The following is a 16,617-nucleotide window of genomic DNA, read 5'->3' on the forward strand; positions in this document are numbered from 1 at the left end:
GGACGGCGACCGAGGCCGTACGGGCAGGGCGAGCGCAGGTCGGCTCCCGGGACAGGAGGAGGCCGGGGGCGGTCTTCTCGGGACGGTCACGGGATGCAGACCGGGCAGGGCGAGCGTCGGAGCAGCTCCTTGTCAGGGAGATGCCGGGTCGGTGGCCGGGGCCGGCCGGGCCGGGCGAGCACCGGTCGGCTCCCGGGACAGGTGGAGACCAGGTCGGTGGTCATCTCAGGGAGAGCGGCAGGGCGCCGGCCCAGGGCGAGTGAGCATGGGGACTGGGCTCCTCCCGGTCAGGGGGAAACGGAGTCGGCGGACTTCTCGGAGAGGGCGGTGGGCCGTCGGCCGGGCCGGGCGAGCAGCGGTACGGCGAGGCAGGCGGCGACGGCGGCCAGGTACAGTCCGGCCCGGGCACCGGCCAGGGTCCAGGCGGTGGTGGCCAGCGCGGGGCCGAGCGTGAAGCCGAGACTGCGGGCGAGCTGCACCGTGGACCCGACGGTGGCCGTCCGGTCCGGTGGGGCGGCGCCCATGACCAGGGCCTGGGCCGGTCCGCCGTTCAGGCCCATGCCGAGGCCGGCGAGCGCCAGCCGCCAGGCCACGTCCAGCAGTGACCAGCCGTCGCCCAGCGGCACGCACCACAGCAGGCCGGACGCGGTGAGCACGGCTCCGGTCACGGCGACCGGACGGGCACCGTACCGATCCGCCAGGCGCCCGCCGAGCGGTCCGGCCAGACCCATGGCGAGCGGGAAGGCGAGGACCGTGAGGCCGGTGGCCGTGGCGCTTACACCGTCCACGCGCCGAAGGTGCAGGGCGACGACATAGTGCAGGGCGGCGAAGCCGGTCGCGAGGGCCAGCACGGCGCCGTGCGGCCGCAGCAGCGCCGAGGCCCGCAGCACGTCGGCCACCGGACGGCCGCCGGGGCCGCGCAGCCACCACCACACCGGCGGTGGGGCGGCGAGCGCGAGCAGCAGCCACGCCGGGGTGTCCGTGTCCGCAGCCAGGGTCAGCGCCAGCAGGAGCACGGCCACGCCGCCCGCGACCAGGAGCGCGTCCGCCGACTCGCGTCGGCCGGGCAGGCGCAGCCGTCCCTCGCGCGGCAGCGCGTGCCACGCCACCACCAGTGCGAGCGCGCAGAACGGGAGCTTCACCAGGAACACGGAGTGCCAGCCGAAGTGGTCCAGCAGCAGACCTCCCACGGCCGGTCCGGTGACCGCGCCCAGCGGGCCCAGGGTCGCGGGCACGCTCATGGCCCGGCCGCGTGCCTCGGGCCGTACGGAGCGGATCGCGAGGACCGGCATCAGGACGAACAGCGCGGCGGCGAAGGCGCCCTGGGCGAGGCGGGCGGCGACCAGCCAGACCGCCCAGGGCGCGAGGGCCGCGAGCGCACTGCACAGGGCGAAGCCCGCCGTGGCGGACAGCACGGCCGGGCGCAGGCTCACCCCGTCCAGCCAACGCCCGGCGGGCAACAGCAGCGCCACCACGGGGAGCTGGTAGCCGAGTACGGCCCACTGGGCGGTCGCCGAGGACACCCGCAGGCCGTCGGCGATGTCCGCGAGGGCCACGTTGACGATGTTCATGTCGAGCATCGCCACGAACGACAGCAGGCCCGCCAGCCCCACCAGCGGCCAGCGGTCCGCACCGCCGGGTATGTCACCGGGTTGTTCCGGGCCGGGCCCCTCGTGTGTCACCCTTTTGCCCCTCACCCTTCGCACATGGACCGCCGGTCGGCGGCCTCGTCCCACAAGTCGGGGCGAACGGCCTCGGAGTTCCCGGCGCGATGGTCGAAGGCGATCAGCGGGTCGCCGGTGAGGGGGTGGTCGACGACGGCCGCCCGCACGCCGAACACCTCGGCCATCAGCGCCGGGGTCAGGACGTCGCGCGGCGGCCCCGAGGCGACCACGGCTCCGGCGTGCAGCACATGCAGCCGGTCGCACACGGAGGCGGCCGCGTTGAGGTCGTGCAGCGACACCAGGGTCGTACGGCGCCGGGCGCGCAGCAGGGCGAGCAGTTCGACCTGGTGCCGGACATCGAGATGGTTGGTCGGCTCGTCCAGCACCAGCACGTCCGGGTCCTGGGCGAACGCGCGGGCCAGCAGCACCCGTTGACGCTCGCCGCCGGACAGGGCCGTGAACCGGCGTCCGGCGTGCTCCGCCATGCCGACGTCGGCGAGTGCCCGCAGGACGATGTCCCGGTCCGCGGCGTCCTCTCCGGCGAATGCACGCTTGTAGGGCGTACGGCCCATGGCCACGACCTCGCGCACGCTCAGCTCGAAGTCGCTGCCGCGCTCCTGCGGGAGGGCCGCGATGTGCCGGGCCGACTCGACGGGGGTCAGGTCGCGCAGGTCGGTGCCGGCCAGCAGCACCCGCCCCGCGGCGGGTCGCAGGTGCCGGTAGACGGTGCGCAGGAGCGTCGACTTGCCACTGCCGTTCGGGCCGACCAGGCCGGTGATCTCGCCCTGGCCGGCGATGAGCCGGGCACCCGCCACGACCGTGCGCCCGGCGTAGGCGACGTGCAGGTCCTCGATGTCGATCCTCAACTGCCGCTCCCAAGGCGCCGGTCCAGCAGGTACAGGAGCGCGGGGGCTCCGAGCAGCGACGTCACCACGCCGACCGGCAGCTCCTGCGTGTCCATGGCAGTCCGGCAGACGATGTCGACCACGACCAGCAGCAGGGCACCGCACAGCGCGGAGACGGGCAGCAGGCGCCGGTGGTCGCCGCCGACGAGCAGACGGCACACGTGCGGGACCATCAGCGCGACGAAGGCGATCGCACCGGAGACCGCGACCAGGACACCGGTCAGCACGCTGGTCACCGTGAAGAGCTCGCGGCGCAGGCGCCCGACGTCGATGCCGAGTCCGGCGGCCGTCTCGTCGCCCATCAGCAGGGCGTTCAGCCCGCGGGCGCGGGCCTGCAGCCACAGCAGGGCGATCGGCACGGTCACCGCGGGCACGGCGAGCAGTTGCCAACTCGCTCCGCCGAGGCTGCCCATGAGCCAGAACAGGACGCCGTGCGTCTGCTGCTCGTCCCCGGCCCGCAGCACCAGGTAGCTGGTGAAGCCGGACAGGAACTGGCCGACGGCCACGCCGGCCAGCACCAGTCTGAGCGGCGCGAAGCCGCCGCCGCGCCGGGCCACCGCCCAGACCAGGGCGAAGGTGGCCAGCGCTCCGGCGAAGGCCGCGCCGGACAGACCGAGGCCCAGCGCTCCGCCCGCACCGAGTCCGAGCACGAGGGCGGCGACCGCGCCGAGCGAGGCGCCGTTGGAGATGCCCAGCAGGTACGGGTCGGCCAGCGGGTTGCGCACCAGGGCCTGCACCGCTGTACCGACGAGACCGAGGCCTGCGCCGACGAGTGCCGCCAACAGGGCGCGCGGGACGCGTAGTTGCCACACGATGAGGTCGTCGGTGCCCGGCCGCGGCGCGTCACCGGACAGCCGGTGCCACACCACGCTCCACACCTCGCCCGGCGCGATGGAGGTAGAGCCCCAGGCGACGGCCGCGGTCAGCGCGGCCAGTAGCGCCGCGCCGAGGACCAGGGCGAGCGGCACCACGGGAAGAGTCCGCGTCTGCGTCCGCGTACGGCGGGACGCGGTCGGCGTGGACAGCACCGTCAACGGACCTTCCCGGGGTGGAGGGCCCGGGCGATCGCCTCGACCGTGTCGGCGTTCTCCACCCCGGCGATGGTGGTCTGCTCGGAGCCCACGCGCACGAAGTGGCCCTCCTTCACCGCCTTCAGCCCCTTGGTGGCCGGATTGGACCTCAGCCAGCTCTCCGCCTCGTCGAAGGCCTTCTCGTCGGCCGCGTCGCTGCCCCGGTCGCGCACCCCGAGCTGGATCCAGTCCGGGTTCCTGGAGATCACGTCCTCCCAGCCGACCTGCTTGAAGTCGCCGTCGCAGTCGGCGAAGACGTTGCGTGCGCCGGCCAGGGTGATCACCGCGTTGGCGATCTGGCGGTTGCAGGTGACGGTGGGCTGCTTGGTGCCGGCGTCGTAGTCGAAGAAGAAGTACGTCGGCCGAGCACTCTCCGGCCTGCTGCCGGCCGCCTTCCGGACGGCGGCCACCTTCTGCCGCATCCCGGTGACGAGTTCCTCGGCCCTGGCACTCGTGCCGGTGACCGCGCCGAGGGAGGTGATGTCGGCCTCGACCGCCGACAGGTCGGTGACCGGGGTCCTGCTACCGGCGGCGCAGGCCGTGGACTTCAGGTGGATGTGCTTGATCCCGGCCGCCCGGAACTCCTCCTCGGTGGGCGCGTCCCCCATGCCCTCGCCGCCCATGCCGCCCATGGAGGCGAAGGTGTCCAGGTACAGATCGGCGCCGGATCCGAGGAGCTTCTCCTTGGGGATGACGCTCTCACTGAGCACCTCGACCTTCCGCGCCCTCGCGGCGAGATCGCGCGGCAGGCTGCCCTTGCCGGGCGGGAAGCCGGTGCCGATCACGCGGTCCCCCGCCCCGAGGCGGAGCAGCAGCTCCAGGGCGGAGGCGTTGCTGGTGACGATCCTCTTGGGTGCGGCGGAGAACGTCGTCCTGGCGCCCGTGCAGTCGGTGACCGACACCGGATAGCCGCCGGAGACGGCCTTGCCCGCGCTCTCGTCCGCCGCTTCCTTCCCGCCGCCACAGCCCGCCGTCAGCAGGCCGCCGAGCACGAGGGCCGCGGTACCGCCCCACACACGCACACGCATCGAATGTCTCCAGGTCCACTTGGTACTCGGGCGAACGTCCGTCGCCCGGTCCAGTAGTCGGGGCGGAGATGCCTGGAGTTCCCGCCCGATCGAGACAGCCGAAGCCGAGGGTGCCGGCAGGTACCGGCACCCTCACGGCGAATTAGTTCCACCACGACGGCTGTCGCTTCCCCCCCCCCTGCCCTGTGTTCGTGGGCGCCCCCCCCCTCCTCCATCAGATCGCTCCGCGCCCCCCCCCCCCCCCCCACACGGGAGCGCACGGTGCCCACCGGACAGCCGCTCGCCGCGGCCGCCTCCGCGTACGGCAGACCGGCCAACTGGGTGAGGACGAATGCCTCGCGGCGCTCGTCCGGCAGGGCGGCCAGCAGATCCAGCAGGGCGATGCCCTCGTCGAAGCCGGGCAGGTCGCGCGGCTGGGCCCGTTCCACGGCCGTCTGCCAGTCCGGGACGTCGGACAGCCGGGGCCGGGCGGCCGCGTACCGGTAGCTGTCGATGACGGCGCGGCGGGCGATGGACAGCAGCCAGGCGCGGGCCGAGGAACGGCCCTCGAAGCGGTGCAGGCTGCCGAGCGCCCGCAGGAAGGTGTCCTGCGCCAGGTCGTCCACGGCCTGGGGGTCGGCGCACAGATGGGCGACGTAGCGCAGGACGTCGCGGTGCAGCGCGCGCACGAAACGCTCCACGGCACGGGGGTCGCCGCCCCGGGCCGCAAGGGCCCACGCGGTGATCGACTCGTCGGTCGACACCGTTTTGCCGTCGACGGTGCTGTCTTCGGGCGAGGTGGGCAGGGCAGGAGTGATCACCTGGTGTCCTTCTCGGGTCATCCGGGATCCGGGCCGCGGGCACGATCGGGTGCCGGCGGTCCGGTGAGAGGGGAATGGGCCCTACGGGCGCTCACGCGGGGGTACGGCGTGGCGCGGGCGTACGGCCGAGGCCCGAGGCGCACGGGGCGGCCTCGGGAAACCGGCTGTCGTCAGGCGACAGCGACCCCGGCGGGCGGACCCCGCGAGATGATCGAGTGGACGAGGAGAAGCAGCCGCGGCGCACGCCGCGAGCGACGCCGGCGGACGCGCGGCCGCGGCCGGACCGGCGTGTCGGGCAGGGCGAGCAGCAGCCGCAGCGGTGCCGCGAGCCGTGCGGCCGCGGCCCGCAGGATGCGGAACGCTGCCTGCTCGCCGTACGCCAGCCACAGACCGCACAGCAGGGCGGCGAAGAGGTGGGCGGCGAGCATTCCGAAGGACGACGAGCCGTCGCCCATGGAGTGCCCCATGTGCCCCAGGTGATCCGTGCCGCTCATGTCCATGTGCCCCATGGAGCCCATGGGCATGGAGCCCATGGGCATCGACGTCATGGGCGTGGAGGCCGTGTCGGCGCAGGCCGACTGGGCGAACGAGAACGCCTCGTGCAGCGCCGCCTGGGCGGCGACCACCACGGTCACTACCAGCGGGAGCCCGCGCTCACGGCCCGCCAGGGACCAGCCTGCGGCACCGGTCACGGCCAGGCCTGCGGCCAGTGCCCACCCGGGCACGTGCTGACCCGACATCATGACGTGGCCCAGGGCGGCGAGCACCACACAGACGGCCGCGAACACCGCGGCCCGTACTGTGCGAGAACACCACCCTGCTGTCATGGCGTCTCATCCTCGCATCTGGCTGTCCGTCATCATCCGTCGGTACGGAATTTCCCCCGCCGTGTCACTCAACCGGCGTGATGTGATCCAGAACACCTCAAATGGCGGGAACGGGTGACGCGTTCGATCCGACATCCGAGGGGAGGCCGGGACCGCCGTCAGCCGGGGCGAATCACCACTGCGAGCGCCTCGACGGCCCCGCTGTGCTCGAAGTGCAGTGTGAACGGCACGAGGTCACCGGTGCGCCACCCGGCCCCGGCCCGCAGGTTCACGTCCAGACCGTGCGGCGACATGGACAGGGTGCGGCCCGCGGGGACGACCGCCGAGTCGGTGTCGGTCTTGGCGGCGGCTCCCGAGCCGGTGCTGCGGTGCCGGCTGAGTGTGATCCGGCCGCCGGTTCGGGAGGACGTGACCTCGACCAGCCGGTCGTCGGCGCCGCCGGCGTTGGAGAGGTCGAAGAAGGCGGCCGTCTCCCTCGTGCCGCCGTACGGCAGGAGGACCCGCGCCTTCGAGACGGTGACGCGGGCCGGGCTGCCCGCCTTCCCGGCGCCGACCCATGTGGTCAGGCCGCCGAGGGCCAGGCTGCCCGCCGTGACGGGTGCGAGGGCCGCGAGGAGGGTGTCGGTCAGCCGGCGCCGGGTGGGACGCCACGGGCTCTGCTCGGTCATCGGGTACGCCTCCCGGCAGAGGACGGCTGCCAGGTGCGCAGCCGGAGGCTGTTGCCCACCACCAGCAGCGAACTGACCGACATCGCCGCCGCGGCGACCATCGGGGTGAGCAGGCCCACCAGGGCGAGCGGCACCGTCACGAGGTTGTATCCGAAGGCCCAGGCGAGGTTGGCCCGAATGGTGCCCAGGGTGCGCCGGGCCAGGCGGACCGCGTCCGCGAGGACCTCGATGTCCCCGCGCACCAGGGTCACGTCCGCCGCGCCGATGGCGGCGTCCGTGCCGCCGCCCATGGCGATGCCCAGGTCGGCGGCGGCCAGCGCGGCCGCGTCGTTCACACCGTCCCCGATGACGGCGACCCGATGGCCCCGCTGCTGGAGGTCTCGTACGAGGGACGCCTTGTCCTCGGGTGTGCAGCGGGCGTGCACCTCCTCGATGCCCAGCTCCGTGGCGACGGCCCGCGCGGGTGCCTCGCGGTCGCCTGTGGCGAGCACCGGCCGTACGCCGAGGCGCCGCAGCCGGTCGACCGCCCGGTAGGCCCCGGGCCGTACGACGTCACCGACCTCGATCAGCGCCTCGGCGATCCCGTCCACGCGGACCAGGACCGGCGTGTGTGCGGCGGCCTCCGCCACCGGCAGCGCCTCGGCCAGCGTCGTGGGCAAGTGGTCGTCGGGGGCCAGGACTTCGACCAGCCGCCCCTCGGCCCGTCCGCGCACGCCCCGGCCGGCCTCCGCCCGGAAGCCGCTCACGGCCGGAAGCGGGCCGGGGGTGTGAGCGGTGACGGCCCGGCCGAGGGGATGCTCCGAGCCCTGTTCGACCGCGGCGGCCAGCCGCAGCGCCGCGTCACTTCCGAGCCCGCCGGGTACGGCGGTGACCCTGGCGACGCTCATCCGGCCCAAGGTGAGGGTGCCGGTCTTGTCCAGGACGACCGTGTCGATGTGCCGCAGCCCCTCCAGGGCCTGCGGGCCGCCCACCAGGACACCCAGTTGGGCTCCTCGGCCGGTGGCCGCCATCAGCGCGGTCGGGGTCGCCAGGCCCAGCGCACACGGGCACGCCACCACCAGGACGGCCACCGCGGCCGTGACGGCGGCCTGCGGATCGGCGCCCGCACCGAGCCAGAACCCGAGCGCCGTGACGGCCAGTGCGAGCACGACCGGCACGAAGACACCGGCGACCGAGTCGGCCAGCCGCTGCGCCCGTGCCTTGCCCGCCTGCGCCTCCGTCACCAGCTCGGTGATCCGGGCGAGTCGGGTGTCGGCGCCGACCGCCGTGGCCCGTACGAGCAGCAGTCCGCCGGTGTTGAGGGCCCCGCCGGTCACCGCGGAGCCCGGCCCGGCCTCGACGGGCGCGCTCTCTCCGGTGACCAGGGACAGATCCACCGCGGAACTGCCCTCCACCACCTGACCGTCGGTGGCGACCCGCTCTCCCGGCCGCACGACGAAGACCTGTCCGACCGTCAGCTCCTCGATGGGAAGGAGTCGTTCCGTGCCGTCCTCGCGCACCGCCACCTCCTTGGCGGCGAGTTCCGCGAGCGACCGCAGTGCGGACCCGGTCCCATGCCGGGCCCGTGCTTCCAGGAAGCGGCCCGCCAGCACGAACAGCGGTACGCCGACGGCCGCTTCGAGGTAGAGATGCGCGGCACCGCTCGATGCGGAGGGCAGCAGGGTGAACGGCATCCGCATGCCGGGATCCCCGGCTCCGCCGAGGAACAGCGCGTACGCCGACCAGGTGAAGGAGGCCAGCACGCCCAGGGAGACGAGGGTGTCCATGGTGGCCGCCGAGTGCCGCAGCCCGCGCACCGCCCGCTCGTGGAAGGGCCAGGCCCCCCACACGGCCACCGGGGCGGCCAGTACGAAGCACAGCCACTGCCAGTTGCGGAACTGCAGGCCGGGCACCATCGACAGGACGAGAACGGGCAGCGCGAGCAGCGCGGTGACCAGGAGCCGGTCACGCTCCTGCCGTGCCTCCTGCCGTGCTTCCTCCTCCGGGCCCGCTCCTCCCCCACGCTCGCGCAGCCGCTTCTCGGGTCGCTGCGGGATCTCTGCCGTGTACCCGGCCTGCTCGACGGCCGCGACGAGTTCCTCGGGACTGATCCGCGCCGGGTGGCTCACGCGGGCCCGCCCGGTCGCCAGGTTGACGACCGCCGTGACCCCGTCGAGTCGGCCGAGCTTCTTCTCGACGCGCTTCACACAGGCCGCACAGGTCATCCCGCCCACGGTCAGGTCGGTGGTCGCCTGGTCGACGGTTGCCGGATCGGTGGTCGCCGGGTCGACGGTTGCCGGATCGGTGCTCGTCAGGTCCGCGACCGCGGGTTCCGCGCCCATCAGTGGCTTCCCCCGTGCATCCGCCCCATGTCGCCGCCGTCGTCGATGCCTCCGCCGCCAGGGCCGGTGCCGACGCCGACGCCGGTGCCGTGCATGCCGGGGGCGACGGGTCCGGCCGCGGCGCCGACGGCGTACGACAGCGCGAACAGCAGGGCCAGCAACGGAAGGAATCCGCAGAGGGCGGGCGGGGGCACCGCTGTGCGCAGCACCGCGCCCGCGCCGGAGGGGGACTGACGGGACTCGTCCATCAAGCGCGTCTCCAGATCACGTCGTACGGCATCACCTGGTCGGAGCCGTAGCGCTTCAGGAGTCGGGCCGACGAGGCGCCGAGTTCCCCAGTCCGGGTATGGCACGCGTCACGCGCGCGGCAACAGTGCGCCGCCGAGCCGCCTGCTCTGCAGGGCTGGGCCGTCCTACAGACCCGCCATGCTGTTCTCGGCGTCCCGGTCGCCGGTCGCCTCGCTCTCCAGCACCCGGGTGAAGTCCGGTCCGGGCACGGTGGCCAGCCGCGGCAGCAGACAGGTCCAGAACTCCACCATGCGGTCCTTCGGCAGCCAGTCCCGGTCCCCGCTGCCGAGGACCTCGAAGCCGACCGTCGCCGCCACCACGGCTCCGGCCACGCACTCGGGCGAGAGGTCGTCCGTCAGCTCTCCCGCCTCCTGCGCCTGACCGATCACTTCACGCACCCAGCCGTGCCACGAGTCCACCACCGCGGTCCCGCCGTCGCGTGCGGGGTCGCCGCTGAGCGCCAGCCCGGCCCGCATGACCGGATCGGCCGCTAACGCGACCACCAGTTGGCGGATCGCGGAAACGAGTGCCCCCAGCGCACTGCCGCCCGTGGCCCGGCAGTGCGTGGTCATCTCCTCCACCGTGCGCGCCGCCGCGCACTCGATCTCGCTCGCGAGAGCGTCCTTGCTCGGGAAGTGGAAGTGCAGCGCGCCGGCGCTCACCCCGGCCCGCCTGCTGATCGCAGGCAGGGACGCGCGCGCGTATCCGTCGTGGGCGAAGGCTTCCGCCGCCGCGCGGACGAGGGCCTGCCGTGTGCGAACCGCCCGTACCTGCTTGACCATGACGCCCTCCTCTAATAACCGCATGTTCAGTATGTTTATGTGGGCGCGGTGCGGCAAGGCCTGACGGACCACCAGGCCGAAAACACCGGGGACCAGGCACATTCCTGCGTCGGAGTGACCTGGCACCTCGTCGGCCATGAAGCAAACCGCGTGCTTGGTTTGGCTTACGGATGCGAGAAGTCCGGATGAAGGACGTGGCTCCGCTCCCTTGGTGCACAAGGAAGTCCGCCGCCCGCGACGGGCGGCGGACTTCCGGCGGACATGTCCGCCCGCGCGCTCAGGACACCGACGGACGCAGCAGCACGGGCAGCGACCGGAATCCGTTGAGCATGAAGGTCGGCAGCGGGGCCAACTCCTCGGGGGCGCAGGCCAGCCGCACATCAGGGAACAGGTCGAACAGCTCGGCGAGAGCGGAGGCGGCCTCGATCTCCCCGAGCGGTGCGCCGAGGCAGCGGTGGGTTCCGTGGCCGAAGCCGAGGATGTCCCGGTCGCCGCCGCGCAGCAGGTCGAAGCGGTCCGCGTCCGGGCCGTGCCGGTCGGTCTCGTGGCCGCCGGCCGCGAAGCTGACGAGGATGCAGTCGCCCTTGCTGATCCGCACCCCGTCGAGGTCGATGTCCTCGACCGCGAACCGCATCGGGGCGTAGGCACCGGGCGTGTGCACCCGCATGGTCTCGGAGACCACGTCCGCCCAGGTCGCCCGGCCCGCGCGCAGATGCGCCAGCTGCTCGGGGCAGGTCAGCAGCGCGCCGGCCGCGTTGGTGATGAGGGTGGCGGTGGTGTCCTGTCCCGCCGCGATGAACATGAAGAGGGACCCGAGCAGTTCGTCCTCGGTGAGCCGGTCCCCCTGGTCCCGGGCCGCGATCAGGGAGCTGGTGAGGTCGTCACCGGGCCGCTCCCGCTTGGCCTTGACCAGTGCGGCGAGCCGACCGAATGCCTCCAGCCGGGCGGCCTCCATCTCCTGGCCGCTGACGGTGGAGCTGAACACCGTGCTCAACGCCGCGGACAGCGCGTCCGTCTCGGCACCCTGCGGCACGCCGAACAGCTCGCAGATGACCCGCAGCGGCAGCACCTCCGCGTACGCGGTGCGCAGGTCGACCGGGGTGCCGGGCGGGAGGGCCGCCAGTGTGCCCAGCAGTTCGGCCGACAGCTCCTGCACCCGGGGGCGCAGCGCCTCGGAGCGTCGCGCGGTGAACGCGCCGGCGACGAGCCGGCGCAGCCTGGTGTGGTGCTCCCCGTAGGCGAACAGCATGTTCTCGTTCGCCACCCATGGGTAGAGGGGCCACTCCTGCGTTATCTTCCCCTCGATGAACGGCGGCCAGTGCAGGCGGGCGCTGCGCGAGACGCGCGGGTCGGTCAGCAGCTGCTCCACGTACCTCTGCCGGACGACGGCCCAGGCGAGCACGCCTCCGGGCAGCTCCACCCGGACCGCGGGGCCCTGGGCACGCAGCATCGCGGCCTCCCCCAGGTGGTCCTGGCCGGTGAGGTCGAGGGCGTAAGGGCAGGCGGTCTCTTCCATCGATGTGCTCCCTGGGTCGGTTCTGCATCACGTTGTGGCGTTGCGACGTGCCCATGGCAGCGATGTCCGCTTCCCCGGCTCCAGGCGGTGCCGGTGTCCGTGGTCCGCGGAGAGACCTCGTTCAGCCGGCGGCCGGCGCCTCCTGTGGTTCCGCGCTCAGCTCCATGGCCTCTTCGTGGACGCGTCGGCCCCGGTCGAGCGACATGTCCAGGCGCACCAGCACCGCGGGGACCGCGATGCTGGTCATCAGGTGCCGGTAGAGGTCGACCACGCGTTCCATCAGGTCGGCATGGTTGTTCATGATCTTGGACAGCACCTGCGCCCCGGTGAACGCGGCCACGAAGGCCTTCGCCGCGGCGTCCACGTCGACCTGGGGCAGCACCTCCCCGTTCGCCTTCGCCCGTTCGAGCAGTGCGGCGTTGTAGTCGACCCAGGAGGCCATCGGCACCCGCCGGTCCAGCCCGTCGTGCGGTGACCCCTGGTCCACGGTGAGGCGGATGCTGCCGCGCACCATGGGGTCGCCCGAGCCGAGCAGATGAGCGAGGAGGAAGCCGGCGTCCAGTCCCTCCTGGAGCACCAGCTCCCGCGGCGGCGATTCCGGCACCGACTTCAACTGGTCGGTCAGGACCGCCTGGGCGAGCTGTTCCTTGGAGGAGAAGTGGAAGTAGAGGGCGCCCTTGGTGACGTTCGCCCGCTGGAGGATCTCCGAGATGGTCGCCGCCTCGTAGCCGACGTCGGCGAACACGTCGGCGGCTGCCACCAGGATGTTGCGCCTCGTCCTGATCGCTCGTTCCTGCAGGGCCACGGCACATCCTCCGCACTGGCTTCACGGACCGGTCGGCCACAAAAAGAAACCGACAGGTACGTATCCTGCCACCTCGGAAGATGGCCTTTCAACCATGTGAATGCGCCCCTCCTCACCAGGTACGCGGGAACTCGCCGAGCCGTCGCTGACCGCCACAATAAAACCTGTCGCCCGGTATCTCAACGTTCCCGCAGCATCTGCCGGTTCAGGGAAGTCCGCCGGACCGGACCGGAGTTGAGCATCGCGCTTACTTCTGAGGCCGGGGAGTGTCCCCAAGACACCGAAGTTCGGCCACCGTTGGCAGAAATTTGGCTTGATAAGCAAACCGGGAGGTCCGTATCTTCTGACTCTGCGCATCCACACCCTTCCGGTTCAGCGACGACGGGAGAGGGCCATGACCCTTCTGACACCCCAGGTACATCTCCCCTCTTTGCCGGAGATCGAGCACTTCGACACGGATCAGACACTTGGTCCGGACACGTTCCGGGCCGACGGACTGCATGCCGGACCCGGCGGAGCGTTCTCCGGCGCCGTGTCCGGCGAGTTGGCCCGGCTCCTCTTCGACGGCGACGACCGGGAGCACATCCACGGGATGTGGCGCGACCTCATCTCGAAGGACACGTTCCGCCACCGTCCCGGCCTCGGACCCGCCGAGCGCGCCGCCCTCTCCTACGAGTGGCTGCGGCTGGTGAACGACACGGCCGGAGGGGCCGAGCCGCTGGCGGACGACCCGCAGCTGCTGGCGGGGCTGCACGAGTGGGCGGCGATCGTGGACGGCGGCGGGGGCCTGTGCACGGTGGCGAGCATCCACTACAACCTCTTCCTCGGCAGTCTGCTCGATCACGAGGGCGCCGGGCGCCGGGACCTGTCCGACTTCGCGACCCTGCGGCGCACCGGCACGTTCCTGTGCACGGAGCTGGACCACGGCAACGACGCCTCGGCCCTGGCGACCACCGCCGAACTGGACCCGGCCACCGGCGGATTCGTGCTGAACACCCCCCACGTGGGCGCACAGAAGTTCATGCCCAACACCAGCATGACCGGCGGGCCCAAGAGTGCCGTGGTGGCCGCCCGCCTCATCGTCGAGGGCCGGGACGAGGGCGTCTTCCTGTTCCTGACCCCGCTGAGCGACGAGCGCGGCCTGCTGCCGGGAGTGCGGGTCCGCCGGCTGCCCCTGCGCACCGGCGCCCCGGTGGACCACTGCCTGACCGCGTTCGACCGGGTGCTGCTGCCACGTGACGCCCTGCTGGAGTCCGAGCACGGCCGTCTGGACGCCGACGGCCGCTTCCACAGCAGCCTCGGCAACCGTCGCAAGAGGTTCCTGCAGTCCATCGGCCGGGTCACGATGGGCAAGCTGTGCATGAGCGGCGCCGCCGTCGGCGCGACCCGGGCCGCGCTCGCCATAGCCGTCCGCTACGGCGACCAGCGGCAGGTCAGCGGGCCCCGCGCGGGCGAGCGCATCCCGGTCAACGCCCACCGCTCGCACCACGGGCGGCTGTTGAAGGGCCTGGCCTCGGCCTACGCCATGACCTTCCTGCACCGCTCGGCGCTCGCCCGCTGGGCCGCCGTGCACGCAGGCCACGACGCCGGGCAGCAGGCGGAGACCGAGCGGCTGGTCGCGATCGCCAAGAGCTGGATCACCTGGCAGGCACGGGACATCACCGTCGAGTGCCGGGAACGCTGCGGCGCGCAGGGCCTGTTCGCCGCCAACGGCCTGTCCGAGTTCCCGCAGTACGTCGAGGGCACGATCACCGCCGAGGGTGACAACCTGGTGATCTGGGTGAAGGCCGCCGCCGAGATGCTCTTCGAGCACCAGCCGCCGCGAGAAGCGCCCGAACACCCCGGTGGGGTGGAGCGGTTGACGGATCCCCGGCATCTGCGCGGGCTGCTGGCCCGGGCCGAGGCCGACTGGCAGGACCGGGCCCGGGCCGCGCTGCGCCGGGGGCCGTCCGGGGATCCGGTCGAGCGCTGGAACGGGGCTTCCTCCGCCGCCCTGGAGATGGTCTCGGTGCACGCCCGGCTGCGGGCCGCCGACGCCTTCCTGGACGCGGTCGCCCGGGCGGCGGACCCCGAGGCCCGAGATCTGCTGGAGCGGCTCTGCGTGTTGTTCCTGCTGCAGCAGCTCCGCGAGCACACCGGGGACCTGCTGGCCGACGGCCATCTCTCCGCCGAGCAGGTGCGCGCCCTGCCCCAGCTGCTGGACGACGCGGTGCGCGGCCTCGCCCCGCACATGACGGAGCTGGTCGAGGGCTTCGACCTGCCGGCCCCCTACCTGGAGGGAATCCCGCTGGCCAACTCGGGCCACGTCTCCCTCGCGGACTACGCGACGGCGGCCGAGTAGCCGGCCGCGCGCCCCGCGAGAAGCGGCACCGCCCCGGAGCCGCGGCCGGGGCGATCCGCGCCCCGTGCTCAGCGGGGCGCGAGAGCCTGGATCAGGGCTGTGCGAAGCCGTCGATCCAGGCTTGGAGGCGTTCGCCCTGACCGGCCATCAGTCCGGGATCGCGCAGGGTGTTGGTGAGCACCGACATGCCCTGGTAGGCGGCGACCAGTTCGACGGCGAGGGCGCGGGCGTCGGGTCGGCCCAGCTCGGTGAACTGGCCCTCGACCCAGTCGAGCAGGGCCCGCATCACCTGGGCGGCGGCCAGGTCCAGGCCGTCGTCGCGCTTGTCGAGTTCGGTGGCCAGGGTGCCGAAGGGGCAGCCGAAGCGGGCCGCCGTCTCGCGCTCCTCGACCCAGCCGGCCACCAGGGCCTTTAGGCGGGTGGCCGGGCCGGGTAGTTCCTCGAGTCGGGCCGTGAGCCTGGTGAGCCGGTCGCAGTGGGCCTCCACCGCGGCCTCGACCAGCTGGTCCTTGGTCTTGAAGTAGTAGTAGACGTTGCCGAGGGGCACGTCGGCGACCCGGGCGATGTCCCCGAGGGTGGTCTTCTCCACGCCCTGCTGGTGGAAGACCTGGACGGCCGCTTCGACCAGGCGTTCACGCTTGCCGCCCCGCCGGGAGCCGGCGGATCCGGCCGCTGTACCGGATTTTGAGTCAGTCACCTGACTAAGGATAGACAGCGCCGGACGGACCGGTTAGCGTAGCGACTTAGTTAGTCAACTAACTCAGTCGAGGAGCTGTCATGATCGTCGTAACGGGTGGTACGGGGAACGTCGGGCGGGCCCTGGTCGCGAAGCTGGCCGGGGAAGGGGCGGCCGTGACCGCGGTGGCCCGGCACATCGCCCCCGAGGACGTCCCGGCCGGGGTGCGGGCCGTGGCCGCCGACCTCGGGCAGCCGGCCGGTCTCGGTCCCGCGCTGGAGGGCGCGACGGCACTGTTCCTGCTCGTCGCCGGGGACGATCCGGAAGGAATCCTGAAGCAGGCGGCCGCGGCCGGTGTCACCAAGGTGGTCCTGGTGTCCTCGCAGGGCGCGGGCACCCGGCCGCACAGCTACGCGCACGCCGCCGGCTTCGAGGCGGCCCTGGCCCGATCCGGACTCGCCTTCACCGTGCTGCGCCCGGGCGGGCTGGCCTCGAACGCGTTCGCCTGGGCCGAGCCCGTCCGGCACCACCGCACCGCGGCGGCACCCTTCGCCGACGTGGCACTGCCGTTCGTCGACCCGGACGACGTCGCCGCGGTCGCCGCCGCGGTCCTGCTCGGGGGCGGGCACGACGGCATGACGTACACCCTGACCGGTCCCGAGGCCACCACACCCCGGCAGCGGGCCGCCGCCCTCGCACAGGCCATCGCCGAACCGGTCACCTTCGTGGAGCAGAGCCGCGAGGAGGCCCGCGCGCAGATGGCGCGGTTCATGCCGAGCGCCGTGGTGGAGGGAACCCTGTCCGTCCTCGGCGAGCCGACCCCGCAGGAGCAGGCGGTCAGCGGCGACGTCGAGCGAATCCTGGGGCGTCCCGCGACCCCCTTCGCGGCGTGGGCGGCGCGCAACGCCGCGGCGTTCCGCTGAGAC

Annotated in this window: 14 protein-coding genes and 1 pseudogene; 2 read left to right on the forward strand and 13 right to left on the reverse strand. The window is 73.0% G+C overall.

What is annotated here, in order from left to right:
• Positions 1 to 287: 287 nt before the first annotated feature.
• From AC07DS_RS37255 to AC07DS_RS37310, 12 genes and pseudogenes are all read right to left on the reverse strand, one after another.
• Positions 288 to 1,682 (reverse strand): MFS transporter, encoded by a 1,395-nt coding sequence (locus tag AC07DS_RS37255; RefSeq protein ID WP_479152714.1) that lies wholly within the window; start codon positions 1,680 to 1,682, stop codon positions 288 to 290.
• An 11-nt stretch (positions 1,683 to 1,693) separates the two neighbouring features.
• Entirely contained in the window at positions 1,694 to 2,530 is an 837-nt protein-coding gene (locus AC07DS_RS37260) for an ABC transporter ATP-binding protein (RefSeq protein ID WP_479152716.1), read from the reverse strand.
• Positions 2,527 to 3,597 carry a FecCD family ABC transporter permease gene (locus AC07DS_RS37265; RefSeq protein WP_479152883.1) on the reverse strand — a complete coding sequence of 357 codons (1,071 nt, stop codon included), beginning with the start codon at positions 3,595 to 3,597 and terminating at the stop codon, positions 2,527 to 2,529. The genes AC07DS_RS37260 and AC07DS_RS37265 overlap by 4 nt, the downstream gene beginning before the upstream one ends.
• 2 nt (positions 3,598 to 3,599) lie before the next feature.
• Entirely contained in the window at positions 3,600 to 4,667 is a 1,068-nt protein-coding gene (locus AC07DS_RS37270; RefSeq protein WP_479152718.1) for an ABC transporter substrate-binding protein, read from the reverse strand.
• Between the two features lie 206 nt (positions 4,668 to 4,873).
• Positions 4,874 to 5,467, reverse strand: a pseudogene (locus tag AC07DS_RS37275) (sigma-70 family RNA polymerase sigma factor); the annotation flags it as partial.
• Positions 5,468 to 5,637: 170 nt separating this feature from the next.
• Positions 5,638 to 6,294, reverse strand: coding sequence for a hypothetical protein (locus AC07DS_RS37280; protein ID WP_479152720.1), 657 nt, complete (start codon positions 6,292 to 6,294; stop codon positions 5,638 to 5,640).
• A 158-nt stretch (positions 6,295 to 6,452) separates the two neighbouring features.
• On the reverse strand, positions 6,453 to 6,962 hold the full coding sequence (locus tag AC07DS_RS37285) for a copper chaperone PCu(A)C (protein ID WP_479152722.1): 510 nt from the start codon (positions 6,960 to 6,962) through the stop codon (positions 6,453 to 6,455).
• On the reverse strand, positions 6,959 to 9,166 hold the full coding sequence (locus AC07DS_RS37290; RefSeq protein ID WP_479152885.1) for a heavy metal translocating P-type ATPase: 2,208 nt from the start codon (positions 9,164 to 9,166) through the stop codon (positions 6,959 to 6,961). Before AC07DS_RS37290 ends, AC07DS_RS37285 begins: the two co-directional genes overlap by 4 nt.
• A 116-nt stretch (positions 9,167 to 9,282) precedes the next feature.
• On the reverse strand, positions 9,283 to 9,531 hold the full coding sequence (locus tag AC07DS_RS37295) for a hypothetical protein (protein ID WP_479152724.1): 249 nt from the start codon (positions 9,529 to 9,531) through the stop codon (positions 9,283 to 9,285).
• 165 nt (positions 9,532 to 9,696) lie between these two features.
• Positions 9,697 to 10,353 (reverse strand): ScbR family autoregulator-binding transcription factor, encoded by a 657-nt coding sequence (locus AC07DS_RS37300; protein ID WP_479152726.1) that lies wholly within the window; start codon positions 10,351 to 10,353, stop codon positions 9,697 to 9,699.
• A 277-nt stretch (positions 10,354 to 10,630) separates the two neighbouring features.
• Positions 10,631 to 11,869, reverse strand: a complete 1,239-nt coding sequence (locus tag AC07DS_RS37305; protein WP_479152728.1) for a cytochrome P450 family protein — start codon at positions 11,867 to 11,869, stop codon at positions 10,631 to 10,633.
• Positions 11,870 to 11,990: 121 nt separating this feature from the next.
• Positions 11,991 to 12,674 (reverse strand): ScbR family autoregulator-binding transcription factor, encoded by a 684-nt coding sequence (locus AC07DS_RS37310; RefSeq protein ID WP_479152730.1) that lies wholly within the window; start codon positions 12,672 to 12,674, stop codon positions 11,991 to 11,993.
• A gap of 394 nt (positions 12,675 to 13,068) precedes the next feature.
• Between AC07DS_RS37310 and AC07DS_RS37315 the strand changes: the two genes are divergently transcribed.
• On the forward strand, positions 13,069 to 15,015 hold the full coding sequence (locus tag AC07DS_RS37315; protein WP_479152732.1) for an acyl-CoA dehydrogenase family protein: 1,947 nt from the start codon (positions 13,069 to 13,071) through the stop codon (positions 15,013 to 15,015).
• 91 nt (positions 15,016 to 15,106) lie between these two features.
• On the opposite strand, the gene AC07DS_RS37320 is transcribed toward AC07DS_RS37315, so the two are convergent.
• Entirely contained in the window at positions 15,107 to 15,712 is a 606-nt protein-coding gene (locus AC07DS_RS37320) for a TetR/AcrR family transcriptional regulator (protein ID WP_479152734.1), read from the reverse strand.
• 80 nt (positions 15,713 to 15,792) lie between these two features.
• On the opposite strand from AC07DS_RS37320, the gene AC07DS_RS37325 reads away from it, so the two are divergent.
• A complete protein-coding gene (locus tag AC07DS_RS37325) occupies positions 15,793 to 16,614 on the forward strand; it encodes an SDR family oxidoreductase (RefSeq protein ID WP_479152736.1) in 822 nt (273 codons plus the stop codon).
• Positions 16,615 to 16,617 lie beyond the last annotated feature (3 nt).

The sequence above is a fragment of the Streptomyces sp. NPDC044064 genome, assembly GCF_056434245.1.

Coding starts and splice junctions, on each gene's coding strand:
- AC07DS_RS37270 (WP_479152718.1), bottom strand. CDS start 4,667: ATGCGTGTGCGTGTGTGGGGCGGTACCGCGGCCCTCGTGCTCGGCGGC.
- AC07DS_RS37280 (WP_479152720.1), bottom strand. CDS start 6,294: ATGACAGCAGGGTGGTGTTCTCGCACAGTACGGGCCGCGGTGTTCGCG.
- AC07DS_RS37285 (WP_479152722.1), bottom strand. CDS start 6,962: ATGACCGAGCAGAGCCCGTGGCGTCCCACCCGGCGCCGGCTGACCGAC.
- AC07DS_RS37290 (WP_479152885.1), bottom strand. CDS start 9,166: ATGACCTGTGCGGCCTGTGTGAAGCGCGTCGAGAAGAAGCTCGGCCGA.
- AC07DS_RS37295 (WP_479152724.1), bottom strand. CDS start 9,531: ATGGACGAGTCCCGTCAGTCCCCCTCCGGCGCGGGCGCGGTGCTGCGC.
- AC07DS_RS37300 (WP_479152726.1), bottom strand. CDS start 10,353: ATGGTCAAGCAGGTACGGGCGGTTCGCACACGGCAGGCCCTCGTCCGC.
- AC07DS_RS37305 (WP_479152728.1), bottom strand. CDS start 11,869: ATGGAAGAGACCGCCTGCCCTTACGCCCTCGACCTCACCGGCCAGGAC.
- AC07DS_RS37315 (WP_479152732.1), top strand. CDS start 13,069: ATGACCCTTCTGACACCCCAGGTACATCTCCCCTCTTTGCCGGAGATC.
- AC07DS_RS37325 (WP_479152736.1), top strand. CDS start 15,793: ATGATCGTCGTAACGGGTGGTACGGGGAACGTCGGGCGGGCCCTGGTC.